This window comes from Arthrobacter sp. ISL-95 (assembly GCF_018613695.1).
Taxonomy (GTDB): domain Bacteria; phylum Actinomycetota; class Actinomycetes; order Actinomycetales; family Micrococcaceae; genus Arthrobacter.
This window is the reverse complement of sequence record NZ_JAGGPR010000005.1, coordinates 46,975-68,648: the sequence shown is the minus strand read 5'-3', so window position 1 is coordinate 68,648 and position 21,674 is coordinate 46,975. Positions and strand designations below refer to the sequence as shown.

The window sequence follows — 21,674 nt, the reverse complement described above, 5'->3', positions numbered from 1 at the left end:
TGGCTTAGCCCAGTGTCAGGACGCCGTCCACGCGCCGGGGGATGCCCAGCGGGTTGGCGTCATGCAGCGCCGGGTGCAGCACAGTCTCCGGGGCGTCCTGGTAAGCCACCGGGCGCTGGAATCGGCGTACCGCGGTGGCACCCACGGAGGTGAACAGGGACGTCGTGGCCGGGTACGGGCCACCGTGCTGCTGGGCCCAGTTCACGGCAACTCCTGTGGGCCAGCCGTCGAAGAGCACCCTGCCTGCAAGGCCGCTGAGCTGCTCCACGAGCTCGGAAACGTCCTCACCCGGCTGTGCGTGCACCGTGCCCGTCAGGCTGCCCGGAACCTTCGCCAGGGCCGCGGAGAGTTCGTTCTGGTTAGCGTATTCGATGAGCAAGGTGGTGGGGCCGAAGCACTCCTCCAACAATTCCTCGGGGCGTTCCAGCACGTTGGCAGCACTGGTGGAGAAGACCACGGGCGCGGCGCCATCAGCCAAGCTGTCCTGCTGCACCGTGCCACTGACGACGGCGACGCCCGGCTGGTCTGCCACGTTCCGGAGCCCGTCCGGGTAGGCCGCGGCGATGCGTTCGGTGAGCATGGCAGCGGTGGGCTTGTCCTTGCTGGCCTCAGCCAGGTGTGATGCGAAGTCCGTGCCAGCCGGGATGAACACGAGACCTGGCTTGGTGCAGAACTGGCCGGCACCCATAGTGAAGGAGCCTGCCAGTCCCGCGGCGAGCTGCTGGCCACGCTCGGCCAAGGCATCCGCCGTGATGACCACGGGGTTCAGGCTGCCGAGCTCTCCGTAGAACGGGATGGGTTCGGGGCGGGAGGCCGCGAGATCGAACAAAGCGCGTCCGCCCGGAATGGAGCCGGTGAAGCCGACGGCCTTGATGGCAGGATTCTGAACCAGTGCGGTACCGGCCTCACGCCCGCTGACCAAGGCGAAGATCCCTTCCGGGGCTCCGGCTTTGGCCAGCGCTTCGGTGACGATCTCGGCGGTGCGCTCAGAGAGCCGGATATGTCCCGAGTGAGCTTTGACTACTACCGGGCAACCCACCGCCAACGCGGACGCGGTATCGCCACCGGCTACGGAGAAAGCGAATGGGAAGTTCGACGCCGAGAACACCGCTACCGGGCCAATAGGACGCAGGATGCGGCGCAGGTCGGGCTTGGGCGGGGTGGTCGTCGGGTCAGCGTGGTCAATGACGGCCTCCAGGTACGAGCCCTCGGTGATCACGTTGGCGAAAAGCCGCAGCTGGCCACTGGTCCGTGCCACCTCACCCGTGAGCCGGACAGTGCCCAGGCTCGTCTCGGAATCGGCGATCGCCACCAGTTCAGTGACGTTGGCGTCCAAGGCATCGGCGACGGCGTTCAGCCAGGCCGCGCGCTCGGCGTCAGACGCTACTGAGGTCGCCTTGGCTGCTTCCGTGGCTGCTGCGGTGATGGCTGTCAGGTCAAGAGTTGCTGTACTCAATGCGGTTTCCTTTACTCTCGGGAACGGCGCTTTCAGGGGCGGCGCCCTCAGATGCGGTCCGGGTGGGCAGTTGTGCCGGATTTCCGCTGAATTCGAAGCCCAGACCCGGGCGGTCTGTGCTGCTCAGCCGGCTTCTGCCAGTACTGATGCTGATCTTCACCGGGGAGGGTCCGGCCAGGATGCCTAGTTGCTCGAAGGAAGCATCTTCCACGTCCTCCACGCTCACGGCCTCGGCAAGGGTGAGAGCCAGCTGCCCGGAGAGTTCAGGGAGGAGGTGCGGTGCCACCCTGATGCTGTTGGCGCGGGCCAACTCCACGATCCTGCGGAACGGGGTAATGCCACCCACACGGACAATGTTGGGCTGGATGATGTCCACGGCTTCGGCTTCGATGAAGTCGCGGAACCGGTAGATGGTGTGGACGTTCTCCCCAAGGGCGATGGGCACAGGCGAGTGCTTGCGTAGGCGCCGGTAGGCCCGGAGGTCATCGGCGCGGAGGGGTTCTTCCAACCATTCCAGTCCGTACTCCCCCAAAACATCAAGGGCACGGAAGGTATGGGCGAGGTCCCAGCGCTGGTTGGCGTCAATCATGAGCAAGCGATCAGGGCCAATGACTTGCCGGACAGCGGCAACGCGTTCGGCATCTTCCCGGAGCTCCGGTTTGCCCACCTTGATCTTCACGGCATTATGCCCGGCCGCAACCCACCGCCGGGCCTGCTCCACGAGCTGATCCAGGCTGTAATGCAGGTTTACGCCGGAACCATAGACCTCCACGGACTCGTGGCGCTGGCCAAGAAGTCCTGTGACGGACGTGCCCGCCTGCCTCGCCTTCAGGTCCCACAGGGCCAGGTCCACCCCCGCCATGGCAATGGTGGTGAGGCCTCCCCCGCCAGCCTCGTGCAGCCGCTTCCAGAGCTGATCCCACACGATGTCCGGATTGGCTTCCAAACCCAGGATGAACGGCGCGATGTCATGCTCCAGGAGAGCCTTCACTGCTTGGGGACCAATGGTGGGTGTCCACGAGAAACCGTGGCCCGTGCCGCCGTCGTCGGTGGTTAGTTCGGTGACAATGACGTGGTTCTCTGGCGCCTCAGCACCCCAGCTGCGCAGCAGCGGCACCGTGATCAGCCGGGTGGTGAGGCCCGTAATGCGGGCCGGCATCAGCTTCCGGCCAACTCGTGGCCCTTGGCCAGGATGGACTTGAGCTCCAGCAGTTGTTCCTCGGACGGGTCCACCAGGGGCGGACGAACCGGGCCAACGGGCAAGCCAGCGAGGCGCAGCCCGGCCTTGATGAGGGAGACACCGAAGCCCGGCGTCTGGTCGCGGAGCCGGACCAGCGGAGCGTAGAACCCTTCAAGCAGGGCGTGACGGCGCTGTTCATCACCTGAGACGTACGCGTCGTAGTACGCCTTGGCGATCTCCGGGGCCATGGCGAACGCAGCAGAGGAATACAGGGGAATGCCGAGCCCACGGTACGCGCCCTGGGTCAGTTCGGCCGTCAGCAGGCCATTGAAGAGCGCGAAGTCGGTGCGACCGCTGGCGTTGATCGCGGAGACGATCTCCTGGGCCAGACCGACGTCGCCGATTCCGTCCTTGAAGCCAACAACCTTCGGGTTTGCGGTGAGGCGGGTAATCGCCTCGGCGGTGAACTTTGCGGTGCCGCGGTGATACACGATGACCGGCAGGCTGCTCGCGGCGGCAATTGCCTCGACGTAAGCCACCACACCGTCGGTGGGACCGGTCACCAGATACGGCGGGAGCACCAGAAGGGCATCCGCGCCGGCTTCCTCAGCCGCCTTCGCCGCCGCGATCGCATGGCCCAAAGGTCCGCCGGCACCGGAGACCACAGGCACGGCTCCCGCAACAGCCTCGACGGCGGCAGTCACCACGGTTCGGACCTCATCCAGTGAGAGCGCATGGAATTCGCCGGTGCCGCATGCGGGGAACACACCGCCCGGGCCGAACGGAAGCCGGGAAGTGATGTGCTCCTTCAGCAACGTCACATCTACGGTGCCGTCTTCGGCGAAGGGGGTGACGGGGAAAAACAGTACGCCGTCGAAGTTCATGGTGTCTCCTTGGTTGCTCCCGCCGGGACCAGGCCGACGTGGATCTCTTCATTGAGTGCTGCTTGTTCGCTTGATGCTGTGTCTTCGCCCTCGAATGGCGGCGTAAGTTCAGTGCGCCAGGTGCGCTTCGGCTCCCAGCCGAGGAGCTCACAGGCCTTGTCGATGGAAAATGCCGGGCTGGTGCCGGTGAGGTGTTTGGTGAGGGGTGCGCTGGCGGGCAGGAACCGCGGGAACAGTTCAGCCAGCGGTGCAGTAGCCAAAGCATCCTTCGCGCCGACGAAGAACACCTCGCCGTTGGGGATGGAATCCATCTTCTCCAGCAACACATCCAGGAAGTCAGCAACATCCCGCGCGTCCACGTAGTTGAACAGAGCGGGCGCGGAGAGAGCCGGATCCTGCAGCCGCTCACGGACCGTATGCCCCTGCTGCGTCAGCGCACCTTCCCACTCCTCCGGGGAGATCACGTAGCACGGACGGAACGCCGCGTACCGGACTTTGGTGCCCTGCGCGGAAGCGAACATCTGCACGGTCTGCTCTGCAATCAGCTTGGACAACGCGTACGCGTTCCACGGCTTGGGCGGCGTCTGCTCGTCCAGAGGGAACGACGGCGGCAGCCACCCGGCCGGTGAGCCATAGCCCAGGGCGGTGGGGCTGGACGCCGTCACGATCTTCGGAACACCGGCGTCGGTGGCCGCGCTGACCACCGCATAGGCGAGCCGGGTGTTCGTGCTGAAAATGACATCCTCGGGTGCGCTGAAAGGTACGGCAATAGCAGCGAGGTGGATGACGGCGTCGGGCGCTGTTTCCCGGATGAGCCGCTCCGCTTCCCGCGGCGCCAGAAGATCAGCGGTGTGCTGCTCCGCCCCCGCCGGCAGCTGTTCCGCCGGAATGGCATCACGGTCAACAGAGATCACTTTGTGCCCCCCCTCGGCGAGGCCGGCCACTACGCTGCGGCCGAGCCGACCGGTACCGCCGGTGACAAAAATCCTGCTCATGGTCTTTTCCTTGCTCGGGTAGTGGGACGGTCACGCCTGGCCGCGGCTGAGATCGACGCCGAGGCCAAGCTCACTGATGCGGACGGGAAGATCGGTATCCAAGGACTTGTTTCCCGCGATGCCCACCGAGACCGAACGAAGGCCGTCGATATAGCCGGACGGACGGCCCAGCGGATCAACACCCGGGCCGTTGAAAAGGTCCGAAAGGAGCAGGTTGTCGCCGCCGCCATGGCCGCCTTCACCGTTGACGATCGGAACTTCGTAGGCGGCTTCCCAGTGGCGCTGAACCACCAGGCGCTCGCCGTTGCGGCGTACGGCGTCCTCTTCCTCGATGGGAGTAGCGCTCGGGTCCACCACGGTCTTCTTATCGGTGCTTGTTTCGACGGCGGCACGTTCCACTACTTCAAGCTCGGCCCGGCCCTCGGTGCCGTTGACGGTGACGCGGTAGCCTTCCCACGGGCTGTGGGCGTTCAGGGAGTAGCTCAGGGTGGAGCCGCCCTGGTAGTCCACTACAAGCGCGAGGTTGTCTTCAATGGTGATGCCCTCGGTGAAGACGTCCTGGTCCCGGATGTAGCCATCGAACTTCTCGTTATCCAAGTACAGAGCCTTCAGGCGCTCGTCCTCGCGCATGTCCAGACGGAACGGATCGTGCTCAAGGCCGTCCACGGTGCCGCGTTCCGGACGGGCTCCCAGGCCTCGCTCGGCAGCGTTCTTGTCGCCATAGAAGCGCAATCCACCGGACGCGAAAACACGCTCCGGGACATCGTTGATCCACCAGTTGACGAGGTCGAAGTGGTGGGAAGCCTTGTGGATGAGCAGGCCACCGGAGTTCTTCTTTTCACGGTGCCAACGGCGGAAGTAGTCAGCGCCGTGCACAGTATCCAGTACCCAGCTGAAGTCCACTGACGTTACCTTGCCGATCACGCCGTTCTGGATGATTTCCTTGAGCGCAGTGTTACGCGGCGAGTAGCGGTAGTTGAACGTCACCACCACATTTTTGCCGGTCTTCGCCACGGCTTCGGTGATGCGGCGGCAGCCCTCCACATCAATGGTCAGTGGCTTTTCAACCACGACGTCGGCACCCGCCTCCAGCGCTTCAACGATGTAGTCCGCGTGGGTGTAGTCGGGCGTCGTGACGATGAGGCGCTCGATACCGTTGGACTGGATGAAGCCGGCCAGCTCGCCAGGTGCGAAAGAAGCCACCGGCCCTGTTCCGCCGAGTTCCTTGATCAGGTCCTGGTAGAAGTCCACACGGCCCTGATTGACGTCGGAGAGCGCAATGAGTTCAGCAACGTCCGCGTGCTGCCCGTAAATGGCCCGGATGTACATTTCCGAGCGGCCACCGGTTCCGATCAGTGCTATACGGGTCCGCTGGGGGTCTTGGGGCTGGATGGTCGTTTCGGCAGATTCGGTCTGGGTCTCGGCTGAGTCGACGTTGACCATGGGGGATGCCCCTTTCAGAAAGGCAGGAGTGAACCGCTTGACGGCCCGGCTTCGTATGGGAAGAATTATGAGAAAGCGTTTTCTCAGAGCGTTATAAGCTTTGTATCAAGACTCTGGTGGTCACGTCAACCACTGCTCCAACGACGGAGCATGCGGGAGGCGAGCAATGGGAAGGGGCCACATGGCACGCAGGAACACCAACAGGCGCGTTGGCATTGCCGATGTCGCAGAGAAGGCGGGCGTCTCGCACGCCACCGTGTCACGCGTCATGAACGGCAATGCCGCTGTGGACCCCGGCATTGCGGCACGGGTTCGAGCCGCCGCTGTCGAGTTGAAGTACCAGCCCAATCCGGTGGGGCGCAGCCTCGCACTCGGCAAGACAGACACCATCGGGATCGTGGTTCCGGACCTCGCCAACCCCACCTTCCAGGCCATCCTCCGCGGACTCAGCATCGCTGCGGCCCAGGACGGGTACCGCGTCCTCATCGCTGATTCCTCGGAAGTTACCAGCGAGGAAGCCATCCTCGCGGGGGAGGCCAGGCGGCGCTGCGATGGTGTGGTGCTCTGCGCTCCCCGCATGAGCGACGCCGAGTTGGAAGAGCTAGCCCCCACCCTGCACCCGCTGGTGCTGATCAACCGCACCACCGTTGCCACCAACACTCCGAGCCTGAGCGTGGACTACGGACAGGGCATCCAGGAACTGGCACAGCACCTGGTGACACTGGGTCACCGCCGCCTGGTGTTCCTCTCCGGCCCCGAGCACAGTGCGTCCAACCGCCAGCGACTGGTGGGGCTGGACCAATTCCGCAAGGAACACCCGGAAATCGAGCTGCAGATGCTCCACGGGGGCTCCAACTTCGACTCCGGCCACGAATCCACCGAGGCCATCATTTCCAGTGGTGCCACCGGAATTTTGGCCTTCAACGACCTCGTGGCCATGGGGCTGCTCAGCGGACTGCACGAGCGTGGCATCCGCGTCCCGGAGGATATCTCCGTGACCGGCTTTGACGACATCCCGTTCGCCAAATACACCACTCCCCCGTTGACCACGGCAGCGGTGCCCATCAACGAGCTTGGAAGCCTGGCCTGGCGGAGGATGCGGGAGCAGATTCAGCAAGCTGGCGAAGCCGCCACCCAAGCGCAGGACGAATTCTCACCCAGGGTTGAGATCCGCAAGAGCACCGCGGCACCTGCCCTTACGCCCGCCTAGGCGCAACGCGGGGTCACTTATGGCCCCTTCAGAGGGTTTTAGGGGGCCATAAGTGACCCCGCGTTGCTTTAGTTTGGCGAGTGATCCGAGCCCACTCCGGCCTCTTTGTAGAAGCCCTGAATGTGCGCGGCAACAAGCTCAGCTGCCTTGCCGCCGTCGTTATTATTCACAGCGGTGAGAATGGCACGATGTTCAGCGCGAAGCCTGGCACAGGTTGTATCCCAGTCGGGGAGATTTCCCGTGAGCTCACCCGCATAGTTCTCGATCGCGCCCCGGAGCGATGCCATCATGGCACTCACCACCGAGTTCCCCGCCGCCTGGGCCAAGGCCACATGAAAACGGGCGTCGAGGGCCAGGAAGGTGTCGATGTCCGGCGCTGCATCCATCTGATCCAGCAGCTCCGCGGCTTCCTCCAACGCCGGGACGCCAACATGAGCGCGTTCGGCAGCCCAGGATTCCAGCAGCACGCGGGTCTCAACGATGTCCGCCACGGGCAGATGGCGCGTAGCCACGTGCAAACGAAGGGTGGAACCAAGGGCAGAGCCGGGTTCGGCGATCACCACTGTGCCGGCGTCCTTCCCCGAGCCCACCCCGGCTCGGACCACCCCCATGGCCTCGAGGATCCTGACAGCCTCCCGCACGGAGGTTCGGGAAACCTTCAGCTGCTCGGCCATGGCACGCTCCCCCGGTAGCCGGCCGCCCAAGGCGAGGTCTCCGTCGGACAACTGCTTCTCGATCCATTGCAGGACCAACTCGTGGGTGCGCATAACGGAATACTAGTTGATGTGGTCCAACCACATGGATTACAGTGTGGTTAGACCACAGTGGCAGGACCACAGAATTCAAGGGAGAACCGCATGACCGACACCCTCGATCCCAAGATCACCGCCGAGCCCGCCAATGCCGGCAGCGATCAGAACGTATCCCGCCCGCAGCAGCCGACGCCCGCCGTCGTGCTTCCGCCGGCACTGAAGCGCCGCGTTCCCAAGGTTTCGGACCTGGCCCCGCTCATGCAGTTCAAAAAGCCGGAATTCAGCAAAACTGCACGACTCAAGCGCGCCAGCACCATCTGGGAACTGCGGGACATGGCCAAGCGCCGCACCCCGCAGGCACCCTTCGACTACACGGACGGCGCTGCCGAAGAGGAGATCACGCTGCGCCGCGCGCGCCAGGCGTTCCAGGACATCGAGTTCCGCCCGGGCATCCTGCGCGACGTCTCCGCGATCGATCTCCGCACGGACATTCTGGGCAAGGAATCACGCCTCCCGTTCGGTATTGCACCCACGGGTTTCACACGCATGATGCAGTCCGAGGGCGAATACGCCGGTTCGCAGGCCGCTGAAGCCGCAGGCATTCCCTACACCCTCTCCACCATGGGCACTGCGTCGATCGAAGACGTGGCCACCGCCGCTCCGAACGGCCGCAACTGGTTCCAGCTGTACCTCTGGACGGACCGCGCCCGCTCCCTCGAACTGATCGAACGGGCCGCCAAGGCCGGCAACGACACCCTGATGGTCACCGTGGACACGGCAGTAGCCGGCGCCCGCCTCCGGGATGTCCGTAACGGCATGACCATCCCGCCGGCACTGACCATCAAGACCGTCCTGGACGCCTCATACCGTCCGGCCTGGTGGTTCAACTTCCTCACCCACGAGCCCCTGACGTTCGCCTCACTCTCGCGCTACACCGGTACCGTGGCAGATCTCATCAACTCAATGTTCGACCCCACCCTGACCTACGAGGACCTGGACTGGCTCCGCGAAACCTGGAAGGGCAAGCTGGTGGTCAAGGGCATCCAGACCGTGGAAGACGCCCGCAAGGTAGTGGACCACGGCGCCGATGGCATCATCCTGTCCAACCACGGCGGCCGCCAGCTGGACCGCGCACCCATCCCGTTCCACCTGCTGCCCGAGGTCACCTCGGCCTTGCAGGCGGACAACAGCAAGGCAGCGGTCATGCTGGACACGGGCATCATGAGCGGCGCGGACATCGTGGCCGCACTTGCCTTGGGCGCAGACTTCGCTCTGATCGGCCGCGCCTACCTCTACGGCCTCATGGCCGGTGGGCGCGAAGGCGTGGACCGCACCATCCAGATCCTGGAGAAAGACATGACCCGTACCATGGCACTGCTGGGCGTCAGCAAGGTGGCGGATCTGAACCCGGACCACGTGCGGCTGCTCCAGCGCTGACCCATGTAAGTAGCAGATCAAGCCGTTCCGGACGCTCAAACGGCTTGATCTGCGACGTAGTTGGGTGAGGAGGGGCTAGATCAGGCCCTGCGCCAGCATGGCGTCGGCAACCTTGACGAAACCACCAATGTTGGCACCCACCACGTAGTTTCCGGGCGCACCGTATTCGTCGGCAGTTTCGGCGCAGCGGTCATGAATGCCCACCATGATCTCCGTGAGGCGCTGCTCCGTGTGCTCGAAGGACCACGAGTCTCGGCTGGCGTTCTGCTGCATTTCCAGCGCAGAGGTAGCAACACCACCGGCGTTGGCTGCCTTGCCCGGCCCAAAGAGGATCCCTGCCTCCTGGAAGACCGAAACAGCTGAGCGGGTGGAAGGCATATTGGCACCCTCAGCGACCGCGATCAGGCCGTTGCTGACCAATTTGGCCGCAGCATCGCCGTCGAGCTCGTTCTGCGTGGCGCAAGGCAGGGCCACCGTGCCGTTGACGTCCCACACCGAACCGCCGGAAACATGGCTGGCTCCCGGCCGGCGCGCGGCGTACTCAGTGAGACGCCCGCGCTCCACTTCCTTGATCTGGCTCAGAAGGGCGACGTCGATCCCGGCCTCGTCCACAATGTAACCGGCAGAGTCCGAGCAAGCCACAACATTGGCCCCGAGGGCCTGGGCTTTGGCGATCGCATGGATAGCCACGTTGCCCGAGCCTGAGACCACAACGCGCTGCCCGTCGAAGGACTGTCCACGGGTCTTGAGCATTTCCTGGGCGAAGATCACCGTGCCGTAACCGGTGGCCTCGGGACGAACCAGTGAACCGCCCCACGAGATGCCCTTGCCCGTAAGGACTCCGGATTCATAGCGGTTGGTGATGCGCTTGTACTGGCCAAAGAGATAGCCGATCTCGCGGCCGCCCACTCCAATATCGCCGGCAGGGACATCGGTGTACTCGCCGATGTGGCGGTACAACTCGGTCATGAAGGACTGGCAGAAGCGCATGATTTCAGCATTGGAACGCCCGCGGGGATCGAAGTCCGAGCCGCCCTTGCCGCCACCAATGGGCATGCCGGTGAGCGCGTTCTTGAAGATCTGCTCGAAGCCGAGGAACTTCACGATTCCCAGATACACCGAGGGGTGGAAGCGGAGCCCGCCCTTGTACGGGCCAAGGGCGGAGTTGAACTCCACCCGGAAGCCGCGGTTTACGTGGACGCGGCCGGCGTCATCGGTCCAAGGTACGCGGAAGATGATCTGGCGCTCGGGTTCGCACAGGCGTTCGAGGACTGCGCCTTCGAGGAATTCAGGATGACGATCGTGTACAGGGCCGAGGCTTTCGAAGACCTCGGTAACGGCTTGGTGGAATTCCTTCTCCCCCGGGTTCCGCGCCAACACAGTGTCGCGGACAGCTTCGAGCCTTGAATCCATGCGTCTTCCTATCCTCAGTGCGCCGGCCAGCGGCGAGACGATCAGTCCCGCTCATGGTTGCACCGAGGGATATGGGATCTCCATCCAGGGCCAATGTGACCCGCCACGCGGAGTTAACACAACTGTAGAAAATCGTTGAAAACTCAAGGAAACCAGCGATTAACAAAAACTCACAATGTGATAAGGATCACGTTAAGTTGGGTTCAACTATCGCTTACGGCCGAACTTGGGGAGGTTGGGCAGGTTGGGGAGATTCGCCAGAAGATCAGCGGCCTTAGTGGCAGCACGGCCAACCGTGCGGCCGATCTGCTGGGGCACAGTATCGTCCGAGGAGGGATCCAAGGAGACCGGGGTTCCGCTCGCGTGGACCTTCACAGCCTGGCCTACGGCGTCCGCACGAGTGGCCGGGACCTCCGGAACGGGAGCAGCGGCGACGGCGGGCTCAGCGGCAGGTGCCTCTGCGGCGGGTACTGCTTTGCCGGGTACAGCATCGGCGGGTACTGCACCGGCGGCTGGTACTTCGGAAGGTGCGACGACGGCGGGCGCCGGGGTGCCGACGTCGAACGTTTCCAGCCAGCTGGCTACGCCGGCCAGTGGCTTGGCATTCAGGGCATAGAAGCGCTTCTGTCCCTGAGCGCGCATGCTGACGAGATCCGCCTCACGGAGCACCTTCAAGTGCTTGGAGATAGTGGGCTGGCTCGCAGCCAGTTCTTCCACCAATTCGCCTACAGCTTTATCCCCAGAGCGGAGGGAGACCAGGATGTCGCGCCTGGTTGCCTCAGCTATGACGGCAAATACGTCGTCAGTCACCATGCCTCCCACCCTAGCGACATATACGCCAATTGGCATCCCTGTTTCGTGGCGCTACTGACACACCAGGCCCATCAGCTGACGCCTAGCCGAATCACGGAACGGTCAGTCGAACCAAGGAACGCTCAGTCGAACCAAGGATCCAGGCCGTAGAGGGGGAAGATCTCTTTGCGCGTGGCAATGACGGTCCGGTCAACCTCGTCCGCGGGATCGTAACCCACCTCCCAGGAGCGCCACCAGACGTCCACGTCATCGCCCATCGACTCCGGTGCCCCCACTCCGTACGTTTCCCTCACATACGTCCGCCACGCTTCCGGCACCGGGGTGCGCAGCGGCACCGGGCGCTGGGTCACCATCCCGATCAGATGGCTCCAGGCCCTGGGAACAACACCGGTGACGTCATAGCCGCCCCCGCCGGTAGCGATCCAACGGTTGTCGCAGTAGCGGGCGGCAAGGCCGGCGACGGCGGAGGCCGCCTCACGCTGCCCGTCAACGCTGAGGTTCAGGTGCGTCAGGGGGTCGTCACGGTGGGAGTCGCACCCGTGTTGACTAACAATTACTTCTGGTTGGAACGCCCCAACAAGCTGAGGCACCACCGCATGGAAAGCCCGCAACCAGGCCGCATCCCCCGTGTACGCAGGGAGCGCGACGTTGACCGCAGTTCCAAGGGAATTCGGGCCGCCGGTTTCATTGGCAAAGCCGGTCCCGGGAAAAAGGGTGAGGCCCGATTCGTGCAGGCTGATGGTCATGACACGGGGGTCGTTCCAGAAAATGCTCTGCGTACCGTCGCCGTGGTGCGCGTCGACGTCGATGCTCACCACCCGTTGCACGCCGCCGTCGAGCAGACGCTGGATGGCCAGGGCGACGTCGTTGTAAACACAAAAGCCGCTGGCCCGCTCGCGCGCGGCGTGATGCATTCCGCCGCTGAAGTTCACAGCTCGGACGGCCTGACCGCTCAGGATGGTCTCAGCCGCCACCAGCGAACCGCCGGCCAGGCGGGCACTTGCCTCGTGCATGCCGGCGAACGCGGGATCGTCCTCGGTTCCCAGGCCGCGGTCCTCCTCCGGAGCCGAGGGGTCAGCACTGACCCGGCGCACGGCCTCCACATATTCGCGGCTATGCACGGAAAAAAGTTCGACGTCGGTGGCTACCGTGGGTGCCTGGACGGCAACATGGTTGTGGTTGAAGAGGCCCAGGGATTCGGCCAGCCGCGCTGTCAGCTCAAGCCGCTGCGGCGCCATGGGATGACCCGGACCAAAGTTGTAAGCAGTCATGGCTGGATCCCACACCACCGTCGTTGGCAGTGCGGACCGCGTAATGCTGGAAGCTGTTGTTCCAAGCCGTGAGTTCATCCAGAACAGGCTACCTGAGCCCCGAGTACCCTTCCGCCCGGTTACGCCGCGGGAATAGTGGTTTACTACTCAGGAAAGCTTGTTCAACCGAGGAAGAGCGCCATGTCTCAAAGCCAGTCGCGGTCCACGAGCCCGACCAACTGGCAACCCAACCAGCAGGAGCGGGAAGGTCTCTGGATCTTCACGCGCGTGCGCGACTTCGTCGACAACATTGCCAACACATCACCGGCGCGTTTGGCGTTGACCGTTTTTGCCGTGGTGATCCTGGTTTTCACCGGGTTGCTGTCCTTGCCCGCCGCTTCCACGGCAGGCACGGTGACTCCCTTGTATCAGGCGATGTTCACGGCAGTCTCCGCCGTCTGCGTCACTGGACTGACAGTGGTTTCAACCGCCACGCACTGGACCTTCTTCGGCCAGCTGGTCATCTTGGTAGGCATCTTCGTTGGTGGCCTCGGCACGCTGACCTTGGCCTCCCTGCTGGCCCTCATGGTCAGCAAACGGCTGGGTGTGCGCGGCAAACTCATCGCCCAGGAAGCCATGAACAACGCCGGCAGGCTTGGCGAGGTAGGTACCCTGCTCCGGATCGTCATCGTGACCTCGGTGGTGATCGAGGCCGCCCTGGCCGTAGTGCTGATTCCCCGCTTCATGGTGCTGGGCGAGAGCTTCTGGCAATCCGTGTGGCACGGCGTCTTTTATTCGATTTCCGCGTTCAACAACGCTGGATTCACGCCGCATTCGGATGGCATCGTCCCGTACGAGACCGATCTCTGGATCCTCATTCCGCTCATGTTGGGCGTCTTCCTCGGCAGCCTGGGCTTCCCCGTGGTGATGGTGCTGCAGCAAAACGGGCTCAACTGGAAAAAGTGGAACCTCCACACCAAGCTCACCATCCAGGTCTCCTTCATCCTGCTCGCGGCAGGCACGGTCCTGTGGGCGTTGATGGAGTGGGACAACGTGCGGACCATCGCCCACATGGACATGGGCGATAAAGTTATCCATTCCTTGTTCGCCTCCGTCATGACCCGTTCCGGCGGCTTTAACCTGGTGGATCAAAACCACATGGAATCCACCACCATGCTCCTCACCGATGCCCTCATGTTTGCCGGTGGCGGCTCCGCGTCCACGGCCGGCGGCATCAAAGTAACAACCATCGCGGTCATGTTCCTGGCCATCATGGCCGAAGCACGCGGCGACGCCGACGTGAAGGTCTACGGACGCACCATTCCCCAAGGCACCATGCGCGTGGCCATCTCCGTGATCGTGGCCGGAGCCACCTTGGTGTCAGTGGCGGCATTCCTGCTGCTCTCCATCAGCGGCGCCTCACTGGACCGGGTGCTCTTCGAATCGATTTCCGCCTTCGCCACCGTGGGACTGAGCACCAACCTCAGTGCCGAGCTGCCGCCGTCGGGCGTTTATGTCCTGACCGCGCTGATGTTCGCCGGCCGCGTGGGCACCGTAACCCTGGCGGCCGGGTTGGCACTGCGCCAACGCAGCCAGCTTTACCACTACCCGGAAGAGAGGCCAATCATTGGCTAGTAGCACAGGGGCAGCAAACCGCCCCGCCCACAACTCACCAGTGCTGGTCATTGGCCTCGGCCGGTTCGGATCCGCCACCGCTGAGCAACTGGTCAAGCAGGGCCGTGAAGTCCTGGCCATTGAGCGCGACCGCACCCTCGTCCAGAAATGGGCGCCTGTGCTCACGCATGTGGTGGAAGCCGATGCCACCAATATTGATGCGCTGCGCCAGCTAGGTGCCCAGGAATTCAGCTCAGCGGTGGTGGGTGTTGGTACGTCCATTGAATCCTCGGTACTCATCACCGTGAACCTGGTGGACCTGGGTATCCAACACCTCTGGGTCAAGGCCATCACGCCCTCGCACGGCAAGATCCTCACCCGGATCGGCGCCAACCACGTGATCTACCCGGAAGCCGACGCCGGTGTCCGCGCAGCCCACCTGGTGTCCGGGCGAATGCTGGACTTCATCGAGTTTGACGACGACTACGCGATCGTCAAGATGTACCCGCCCAAGGAAACGGTGGGCTTCACCTTGGAGGAATCGAAGGTCCGCTCAAAGTATGGCGTGACAATCGTAGGTGTGAAGACCCCGGGCGAGGACTTCACCTACGCCAGGCCGGAAACCAAAGTGTCCGGCCACGACATGTTGATCGTGTCCGGACACGTGGACTTGTTGGAGCGCTTCGCGGCTCGGCCGTAGCTCCGGTCAGCCGAGCTGTTTGGTGATTTCTGCCGCACGGGCTGCTGCCGCGCGCGCGCCGTCCGCAATGATCTTGGGGATGCCGCCGTCGTCGAAGGCCATGATGGCCCGCTCGGTGGTGCCGTTGGGGCTGGTGACGGCAATGCGCAGGGCGGAGGGGTCCGCACCCGGTTCGGCCAGCATGAAACCGGCGCCCGCAACAGTTTCACGGGCAAGCATCACGGACAGCTCCTGGTCCAGGCCAAGCTCGACGCCGGCCGCAGCCATGGCCTCGGCCAGGTAGAACGCGTAGGCCGGGCCGGAACCGCTGATAGCGGAGAGCGCATCAACCTGGTCTTCAGGAATCTCCACCACAGTGCCGGCTCCGGCCAATGCTTTCTTGGCCTTTTCGAGCTGTTCAGGCGTGCAATGGGTACCCGGGGAGACTGAGATGACGCCGCGGCCCAGCCGTGCAGGTGTGTTGGGCATGGTGCGGATCACCGGCTGCCCGTCCGGCAGCGCCGCTTCGAGCTGGGCGATAGAGACTGCCGCCGCGACGCTGACAACAATAGTGTCCTTCGCCAGTGCGGGGCTGATCTCCCGGGCCAGGTCCAGAATGCCTACCGGCTTGACGCCCAGGATGACCATGCTGGAGCCCTTTGTGGCCAACTTGTTGTTGTCCGGCTCTTCCTCGCCTGCAATGGCCATGACTCCATGGCGCTGGGCCAATTCATCAGCCCGTTCTGCACGGCGGACGGTAGCGACGATGTCCGAAGGGTTCGTCCCGGCGGCAACAAGGCCTCCCAAGATTGCCTCGTTCATGGACCCACAGCCAAGGAATGCGATTCGGTTGCTCATGGCTCCATCATTGCAGTTGGCCGTGGACGGGTCTAACGGATTCCGGATTCACAGCTTGCTCCCAAGGTTAATGCAGGCAGCACTCATTCTTGGTCCGTAACTTAGTAGTTACCTCATTGAGGGTGCGAGTGATGAAGGCGGGCATGGGGATGTCCGCCAGCAGCACCGGTGGCCGGGCGGGTTTTCCCCATTTCCCGATTCGGCCGCCGGTGCTTTCGCTTTTAAACGCGGCGTACCGCCCTGGTCCCGCGCTTGTTGGCCCAGCCCACCTTTGTAGGGCGGGCCGAACGAACAAGCGCAGGACTTTCGAGGTTGGAAGTTAGGTGGTTCTCTACGCTGGCTAGTTGTCCACAGAGCGCAGCGACGGGACGCTGAGGTGCTGCCGGGCAAAACGCAGGGTTTCAGCCAGCATCTCCTCCCGCTCCCCCGCAACTTTGGCCTTGCGGGTTGAAATCTCGGCCACTACTACGCCGTCAAAACCGGTGGCGGCCAAGTGCTGCAGGGCATCGGCACACTGTTGGGTTCCGGTGCCCGGCACCAGGTGCTCGTCCTTGCCCGAACCCGAACCATCGGTGAGGTGAACATGCCGGAGTTTGCTCCCGAGCGCTTTGATGGCTTCCAGACTGTTGGCCCCGGCCGTGGCGGCGTGCGAGAAGTCCCAGGTGACGTCGTCGTAATCCTGGCCCAACGGGTCCCAGTGCGGCAGGTAGGCCACTGCCTCACGCCCACGGACCCGCCACGGGTACATGTTCTCCACGGCGATCCGCACCCGATACCTCGCGGCGATCTCCCGGACGCCTTCTACGAAATTCTCGGCGTAGTTGGACTGCCAGCGGAATGGCGGGTGAACCACCACCGTGTCACATCCGACATCCGCGGCCATTTGGCAGGACTTCTCGATCTTGTTCCACGCGGTTCCCCACACCTGCTGGGTCAACAGCAAGGTGGGCGCGTGGATGGAGACGATCTCCTGGTGGTACCTGTGGCTCAGCTGGATCAGGGCATCGGGGTTCTGGCTCACCGCGTTGTTGGTGACCATCACCTCAACGCCCTCGTAACCCAGGTCCTGCGCCACAGCGAAAGCGTCATGGACGCTCAGGGGGTATACGGACGCGCTGGACAGCGCCACGGGAATTTGGCGGTCATTCACTTCAGGTTCGACGTCGTTGCTCATCTCAGGAGGCCATCCCGCCTGCCACAGGGGCCGGGATGGGTGAAGGGGACGGTGTGTTTACAGGGACCGGGAATTCTTTGAACCCCGGGTGGGGTTCATGATCTTTCTCAGGAGCCTTGGCGGCTGCCTTTGCTGCCTTTTTCTTGGACTTGTCCTTCTTGCGCTTCCCCACGTGCGGCGCCGGGTCCAGGGCTTCCTCAAAGACCAATTGGTCCAGGCGGCGCAGGATCAGGCCCTCGCGGAGGGCCCAGGGACAAATCTCCATCTTGGGGAACTCGAAGAGTTCAAGCGCGGCTTCAGCAACCAGGACACCTGCCAGCAATTGGCGGGCCCGGGCATCGGAAACACCGGGAAGATACAGCCGGTCTTCCACGGTCATGGCCGAAATACGCTGTGCCCACAGCCCAAGGTCTGCTGCGTGGAGCTCGCGCTTCACGTACGGTCCTGCACCGCTGGGGGCTGCACCGGCGATGCGCGCCAAGGAGCGGAACGTCTTGGACGTGCCGGCCACCAGATTAGCCCGGCCCAGATCGTGGAAGTCCCGGACCACCGGCTTCAGCGTGGACCGGATGTACCGGCGCAGTTCCTTTACGCTCTTGGCGCTGGGCGGATCGTCGTGGAGCCAATCCCGCGTCAACCGGCTGGCACCCAAGGGAACTGACGTGGCGTACTCAGGAAGTTCATCCGTTCCGTACGCCATTTCAAACGAGCCGCCCCCGATGTCCAGGTCAAGAATGGGGCCTGCGCCCCATCCGTACCAACGGCGTACGGCAAAGAACGTCATGGAGGCTTCTTCGCTGCCCGTAAGTTCCTGGAGCGTCACCGTGGTTTCGTGCTTAACCCGGGCCAGAACCTCCGGGCCGTTGGTTGCTTCACGAATGGCCGAGGTACAGAACGCCAGGAGGTCTTCGGCCTTGTGGCTGGCTGCGAACTCCCAGGCTTCCAGCACGAACTCGATCAGCTCGTGCTGGCCGGCGTCGTTGACGTTGCCGTCGCCGTCAAGGTACTGCACCAGCGATAGCGGGCGCTTGTGGGAAGCAAAAGCTACCGGACGCGCGCCAGGATGAGCGTCCACCAGTAGCAGGTGGACGGTGTTGGACCCGATGTCGAGAACGCCAAGACGCATTCTGCCATTATTCACCGATTCGAAGCCTGCGAAGCAACCTGGCCGCGACGTTTCGCTGACGGATTGGTTGCCGACAGCTTGGGCGGGCCCTATTCGGCGGGCTCCCCGGCTTCGTCGGCGCGCTTGAAGTCGCGACGAATGTTCGCAATGCCCTCGGGGTCGATTTCGAAGCCAAATTCGCTTCCGGGGTTGATGACCATGCCCAGCTCATCACCGATGTTGCCGAGGATCGCGGACCCCATGGTGCCCAGAACGTGCGGGGCTGCTTCGAGGAAGCGCTCATCGACGCGGCTCGGGTGGCTGAAGACGGCAAGAACGGGCTGGCCGTCGGCATTGGAGAGCACCAACGGCTCTACTGAGGAGTCGGGACCATCCACGGCTTCCGAGCTGACAAGGTAGACCTCGTTGTTCAGGAAAGCGAGGATAACGTCCACCGGGTTCGCGTCCGGCTGTTCGGCCGAGGCGAGCTTGGCCTCGAGGTCGTTCAAGGGTTCGTTGTCCGGTGAAACCGTCTGTTCAGTCATGGTTCTACTCGACCACGATGCCGGCCAGGACGCAATTCGCAAGTGCTGCCCCGGCCGTCATCCTGGCTATTTTTTGGCTGTTGCCCTCTTGGCCGGTGCCTTGCGGGTAGTGGTCCGCTTGACCGGCCCCTTGGCACGCTTTTCTGCCAAAAGCTCGACGGCCTGTTCCCGGGTCAGCTCCTCAAGTGACGTTGAGCGCGGGACGGTGATGTTGGTGACGCCATCGGTGATGTATGGGCCGAAGCGGCCTTCCTTCACCACAATGTTCTTCTCAGACACGGGGTCCGGACCGAACTCAGCCAGCGGCGGCACGGAGGCGCGGGCGCCCCGCTGCTTGGGCTGCGAGTAGATCTCCAAAGCCTGCTCCAGGGTGATCGTGAAGATTTCCTCTTCCGAACCGATGGAGCGGGAGTCCGTGCCCTTCTTCAGGTACGGACCGAATCGGCCGTTCTGCACCGTGATGGGGTTGCCGTCCGCGTCTTCTCCGAGGACCCGGGGCAGGCTCATGAGCGCAAGTGCTTCATCCAAGGTGACCGTATCCACGGTCATGGACTTGAACAGTGAACCGGTACGCGGCTTGGCCTTCACCGGCTTCTTGGGAGGCTTGGGCTTGCCGTTCTTGTAATACTCCACCGGTTGATTGGCCAGTTGTTCCTCAGTCATCTCAGGGATGATCTCAGTGACGTAGGCGCCGTAGCGGCCATTCTTGGCAACAATGGTGTGGCCGGTGTGCGGGTCGGTTCCCAGAACCCGTTCCTCGGGGGCTGCGGTCTCCATGAGCTCTTTGGCTTTGTCGGCCGTGAGTTCGTCCGGAGCGAGTTCCTCGGGGACGTTGGCACGCGCGGACTCAACTACTTCGCCGGTCTTCGCGTCAAGAGTGGGTATGGAGCTTTCCAAGTACGGGCCGAATTTGCCCACACGCAGCGTGATGCCCTCCGCGATGGGGACGGAATTGATCTCGCGCGCATCGATTTCGCCAAGGTTGTTGACGATACTCAGGAGGCCGGGGTCTGCGTCTTCACCGTAGTAGAAGTGCTTGAGCCAGGCAGCGCCCACGGCTTGGCCGTTGGCGATCTTATCCAAGTCGCCTTCCATGTCTGCCGTGAACTCGTAGTCCACGTAATCCGTGAAGTGCTGTTCCAGCAGGCGGATCACGGAGAACGCAATCCAGCTGGGAACCAAAGCGGAGCCCTGCTTACGGACGTAGCCACGGTCTTGGATGGTGGAAATCGTGGACGCGTAGGTGGACGGGCGGCCGATGCCACGCTTTTCCAACTCAGCAGTCAGCGAAGCTTCCGTGTAGCGCGGAGGCGGCGACGTTTCGTGGCCGACAGCCACGATGTCCGAAGCCGTGAGGGAATCATCCTTGGCAACGTTCGGCAGGCGACGGGCTTCGTCGGATTCGTCGTCGCCACGGCTCTCGTCCTTGCCTTCTTCATAGGCCGCAAGGAAGCCCGGGAAGGTGATGACCGTACCGGAAGCCGAGAATTCGGCGTCGCGTCCGTCAGCTGCCACTGCGCCGAGGCGGATCGTGGCGGTAGAACCCTTGGCATCAGCCATCTGGGATGCCACGGTGCGCTTCCAGATGAGCTCATACAGGCGGAACTCGTCACCGCTCAGCTGCTTGGCAACCTGCGCCGGTGTGCGGAAGGAGTCACCCGCGGGACGGATGGCCTCGTGAGCTTCCTGGGCGTTGGCAGCCTTGTTGGCGTAAACGCGGGGGCTCTGGGGAACGTACTCGGGACCATACAGCTCAGAAGCCTGACGGCGGGCTGCAGTGAGTGCCTCATCGCTCAAGGCAGATGAGTCCGTACGCATATAGGTGATGTAGCCGTTTTCATACAGGCGCTGGGCAACCTGCATGGTGCTCTTGGATGAGAAGCGGAGCTTACGGCCGGCTTCCTGCTGGAGCGTGGATGTGGTGAACGGCGCGGCAGGGCGGCGGGTGTAGGGCTTGGTATCTACGGAGCGGACGCGGAAATCAGCGTTCTCCAGGCCGGCAGCCAAGGACGTGGCAAGTTCCTCGTTGAGGTGCACCACGTTGGAGGAGGTCAGCTGCCCGTTGTCATTGAAGTCCCGGCCGCTGGCTACCTTGGAGCCGTCTACGGCGGCAAGCTTTGCTTTGAACGAACCCGAGTCCGAACCGAATTGGCCCGTGAGGTCCCAGTACGACGCTGCCCGGAAGGCCATGCGCTCGCGTTCGCGGTCCACCACCATGCGCGTCACCACGGACTGCACACGGCCGGCCGACAACCCGCGGGCCACCTTGCGCCACAGCACCGGGGAGATCTCGTACCCGTAAAGGCGGTCAAGAATACGACGAGTCTCCTGGGCGTCCACCAAAGCCGTGTCCACGTCCCGGAGGTTGTCCATGGCGCGGTGGATGGCTTCCTTGGTGATTTCACCGAAGGTCATGCGGTAGACCGGAACCTTGGGTTTCAGGACCTCCAGGAGGTGCCACGCGATGGCTTCGCCCTCGCGGTCCCCATCGGTTGCGAGGTAGAGCGCGTCAGCGTCTTTCAGCTGGGCCTTGAGCTCGGCGACCTTTTTCTTCTTGTCCGGGGAAACAACGTAGTACGGCTTGAAGTCGTTTTCGACGTCAACTGCGAACTTGCCCAGCGAGGTCTTCTTCAGTTCGGCAGGGAGGTCCGACGGCTGCGGGAGATCCCGAATGTGGCCGATGGAAGCCTCGACGATGAAGCCCTCGCCAAGATACTTGGCGATGGTCTTGCTCTTGGCGGGAGACTCCACGATCACGAGTTTCTTGCCGGTTTTTGCCTTGCTGGGCACGGTGCTCCTACAGAAAAAATGTGTAATTGGGCTGGTGCCCATATTGGCCTAGTTCACCATAGTTTGCAGAATCCTG

General features: G+C 63.2%; 18 protein-coding genes. 4 read left to right on the top strand and 14 right to left on the bottom strand.

Annotated features, from left to right (window positions below):
* Positions 1 to 4: 4 nt before the first annotated feature.
* From J7I86_RS06485 to J7I86_RS06465, 5 genes are read right to left on the bottom strand one after another with little or no spacing between them, the layout of a single operon-like run.
* A complete protein-coding gene (locus tag J7I86_RS06485; protein WP_214817723.1) occupies positions 5 to 1,456 on the bottom strand; it encodes an aldehyde dehydrogenase (NADP(+)) in 1,452 nt (483 codons plus the stop codon).
* On the bottom strand, positions 1,437 to 2,615 hold the full coding sequence (locus J7I86_RS06480; protein ID WP_214817721.1) for a mandelate racemase/muconate lactonizing enzyme family protein: 1,179 nt from the start codon (positions 2,613 to 2,615) through the stop codon (positions 1,437 to 1,439). Before J7I86_RS06480 ends, J7I86_RS06485 begins: the two co-directional genes overlap by 20 nt.
* A complete protein-coding gene (locus J7I86_RS06475; RefSeq protein WP_214817718.1) occupies positions 2,615 to 3,520 on the bottom strand; it encodes a 5-dehydro-4-deoxyglucarate dehydratase in 906 nt (301 codons plus the stop codon). The genes J7I86_RS06480 and J7I86_RS06475 overlap by 1 nt, the downstream gene beginning before the upstream one ends.
* On the bottom strand, positions 3,517 to 4,515 hold the full coding sequence (locus tag J7I86_RS06470; protein WP_214817715.1) for an NAD(P)-dependent oxidoreductase: 999 nt from the start codon (positions 4,513 to 4,515) through the stop codon (positions 3,517 to 3,519). The genes J7I86_RS06475 and J7I86_RS06470 overlap by 4 nt, the downstream gene beginning before the upstream one ends.
* Positions 4,516 to 4,545: 30 nt before the next feature.
* Positions 4,546 to 5,958 carry a Gfo/Idh/MocA family protein gene (locus J7I86_RS06465; RefSeq protein WP_214817711.1) on the bottom strand — a complete coding sequence of 471 codons (1,413 nt, stop codon included), beginning with the start codon at positions 5,956 to 5,958 and terminating at the stop codon, positions 4,546 to 4,548.
* A 181-nt stretch (positions 5,959 to 6,139) separates the two neighbouring features.
* Here J7I86_RS06465 and J7I86_RS06460 point away from each other — a divergent pair, with 181 nt between their 5' ends.
* Positions 6,140 to 7,168, top strand: coding sequence for a LacI family DNA-binding transcriptional regulator (locus J7I86_RS06460; protein ID WP_214817708.1), 1,029 nt, complete (start codon positions 6,140 to 6,142; stop codon positions 7,166 to 7,168).
* Between the two features lie 68 nt (positions 7,169 to 7,236).
* Here J7I86_RS06460 and J7I86_RS06455 read toward each other — a convergent pair whose 3' ends face one another.
* On the bottom strand, positions 7,237 to 7,935 hold the full coding sequence (locus J7I86_RS06455) for a FadR/GntR family transcriptional regulator (protein WP_214817707.1): 699 nt from the start codon (positions 7,933 to 7,935) through the stop codon (positions 7,237 to 7,239).
* A gap of 90 nt (positions 7,936 to 8,025) precedes the next feature.
* Here J7I86_RS06455 and J7I86_RS06450 point away from each other — a divergent pair, with 90 nt between their 5' ends.
* The gene (locus J7I86_RS06450) at positions 8,026 to 9,357 is read left to right on the top strand and encodes an alpha-hydroxy acid oxidase (protein WP_286179439.1); all 1,332 of its coding nucleotides are present in this window, start codon (positions 8,026 to 8,028) and stop codon (positions 9,355 to 9,357) included.
* A gap of 75 nt (positions 9,358 to 9,432) precedes the next feature.
* Here J7I86_RS06450 and gdhA read toward each other — a convergent pair whose 3' ends face one another.
* The 3 genes from gdhA to J7I86_RS06435 form a co-directional block, all read right to left on the bottom strand.
* Entirely contained in the window at positions 9,433 to 10,770 is a 1,338-nt protein-coding gene (gdhA, locus tag J7I86_RS06445) for an NADP-specific glutamate dehydrogenase (protein WP_214817704.1), read from the bottom strand.
* A 207-nt stretch (positions 10,771 to 10,977) separates the two neighbouring features.
* On the bottom strand, positions 10,978 to 11,583 hold the full coding sequence (locus J7I86_RS06440; protein ID WP_214817702.1) for a helix-turn-helix transcriptional regulator: 606 nt from the start codon (positions 11,581 to 11,583) through the stop codon (positions 10,978 to 10,980).
* A gap of 122 nt (positions 11,584 to 11,705) precedes the next feature.
* Positions 11,706 to 12,932: an acetoin utilization protein AcuC gene (locus J7I86_RS06435; protein WP_214817692.1), complete on the bottom strand. Its 1,227-nt coding sequence runs from the start codon at positions 12,930 to 12,932 to the stop codon at positions 11,706 to 11,708.
* Between the two features lie 102 nt (positions 12,933 to 13,034).
* Between J7I86_RS06435 and J7I86_RS06430 the strand changes: the two genes are divergently transcribed.
* A complete protein-coding gene (locus J7I86_RS06430) occupies positions 13,035 to 14,468 on the top strand; it encodes a TrkH family potassium uptake protein (protein ID WP_214817689.1) in 1,434 nt (477 codons plus the stop codon).
* Positions 14,469 to 14,508: 40 nt separating this feature from the next.
* Positions 14,509 to 15,147: a TrkA family potassium uptake protein gene (locus tag J7I86_RS06425; protein ID WP_011775951.1), complete on the top strand. Its 639-nt coding sequence runs from the start codon at positions 14,509 to 14,511 to the stop codon at positions 15,145 to 15,147.
* A 6-nt stretch (positions 15,148 to 15,153) separates the two neighbouring features.
* On the opposite strand, the gene proC is transcribed toward J7I86_RS06425, so the two are convergent.
* The 5 genes from proC to topA form a co-directional block, all read right to left on the bottom strand.
* Positions 15,154 to 15,984, bottom strand: coding sequence for a pyrroline-5-carboxylate reductase (gene proC / locus J7I86_RS06420; RefSeq protein WP_214817686.1), 831 nt, complete (start codon positions 15,982 to 15,984; stop codon positions 15,154 to 15,156).
* Between the two features lie 340 nt (positions 15,985 to 16,324).
* Positions 16,325 to 17,158 (bottom strand): sugar phosphate isomerase/epimerase, encoded by an 834-nt coding sequence (locus J7I86_RS06415; protein ID WP_105693287.1) that lies wholly within the window; start codon positions 17,156 to 17,158, stop codon positions 16,325 to 16,327.
* Between the two features lies 1 nt (position 17,159).
* Entirely contained in the window at positions 17,160 to 18,284 is a 1,125-nt protein-coding gene (locus J7I86_RS06410; RefSeq protein WP_214817683.1) for a Ppx/GppA phosphatase family protein, read from the bottom strand.
* Between the two features lie 89 nt (positions 18,285 to 18,373).
* Positions 18,374 to 18,808 (bottom strand): SseB family protein, encoded by a 435-nt coding sequence (locus J7I86_RS06405; RefSeq protein ID WP_141281152.1) that lies wholly within the window; start codon positions 18,806 to 18,808, stop codon positions 18,374 to 18,376.
* A gap of 66 nt (positions 18,809 to 18,874) precedes the next feature.
* Positions 18,875 to 21,598: a type I DNA topoisomerase gene (gene topA / locus J7I86_RS06400; protein WP_214817680.1), complete on the bottom strand. Its 2,724-nt coding sequence runs from the start codon at positions 21,596 to 21,598 to the stop codon at positions 18,875 to 18,877.
* Between the last annotated feature and the right edge of the window lie 76 nt (positions 21,599 to 21,674).

Excerpts from the sequence above, each read along its gene's own strand:
- J7I86_RS06450 (WP_286179439.1), top strand. The coding sequence starts at position 8,026 with ATGACCGACACCCTCGATCCCAAGATCACCGCCGAGCCCGCCAATGCC.
- J7I86_RS06455 (WP_214817707.1), bottom strand. The coding sequence starts at position 7,935 with ATGCGCACCCACGAGTTGGTCCTGCAATGGATCGAGAAGCAGTTGTCC.
- J7I86_RS06470 (WP_214817715.1), bottom strand. The coding sequence starts at position 4,515 with ATGAGCAGGATTTTTGTCACCGGCGGTACCGGTCGGCTCGGCCGCAGC.
- J7I86_RS06410 (WP_214817683.1), bottom strand. The coding sequence starts at position 18,284 with ATGCGTCTTGGCGTTCTCGACATCGGGTCCAACACCGTCCACCTGCTA.
- gdhA (WP_214817704.1), bottom strand. The coding sequence starts at position 10,770 with ATGGATTCAAGGCTCGAAGCTGTCCGCGACACTGTGTTGGCGCGGAAC.
- J7I86_RS06480 (WP_214817721.1), bottom strand. The coding sequence starts at position 2,615 with ATGCCGGCCCGCATTACGGGCCTCACCACCCGGCTGATCACGGTGCCG.
- J7I86_RS06440 (WP_214817702.1), bottom strand. The coding sequence starts at position 11,583 with ATGGTGACTGACGACGTATTTGCCGTCATAGCTGAGGCAACCAGGCGC.
- J7I86_RS06465 (WP_214817711.1), bottom strand. The coding sequence starts at position 5,958 with ATGGTCAACGTCGACTCAGCCGAGACCCAGACCGAATCTGCCGAAACG.
- proC (WP_214817686.1), bottom strand. The coding sequence starts at position 15,984 with ATGAGCAACCGAATCGCATTCCTTGGCTGTGGGTCCATGAACGAGGCA.
- J7I86_RS06460 (WP_214817708.1), top strand. The coding sequence starts at position 6,140 with ATGGCACGCAGGAACACCAACAGGCGCGTTGGCATTGCCGATGTCGCA.
- J7I86_RS06430 (WP_214817689.1), top strand. The coding sequence starts at position 13,035 with ATGTCTCAAAGCCAGTCGCGGTCCACGAGCCCGACCAACTGGCAACCC.
- J7I86_RS06475 (WP_214817718.1), bottom strand. The coding sequence starts at position 3,520 with ATGAACTTCGACGGCGTACTGTTTTTCCCCGTCACCCCCTTCGCCGAA.
- J7I86_RS06435 (WP_214817692.1), bottom strand. The coding sequence starts at position 12,932 with ATGAACTCACGGCTTGGAACAACAGCTTCCAGCATTACGCGGTCCGCA.
- J7I86_RS06405 (WP_141281152.1), bottom strand. The coding sequence starts at position 18,808 with ATGACTGAACAGACGGTTTCACCGGACAACGAACCCTTGAACGACCTC.
- J7I86_RS06415 (WP_105693287.1), bottom strand. The coding sequence starts at position 17,158 with ATGAGCAACGACGTCGAACCTGAAGTGAATGACCGCCAAATTCCCGTG.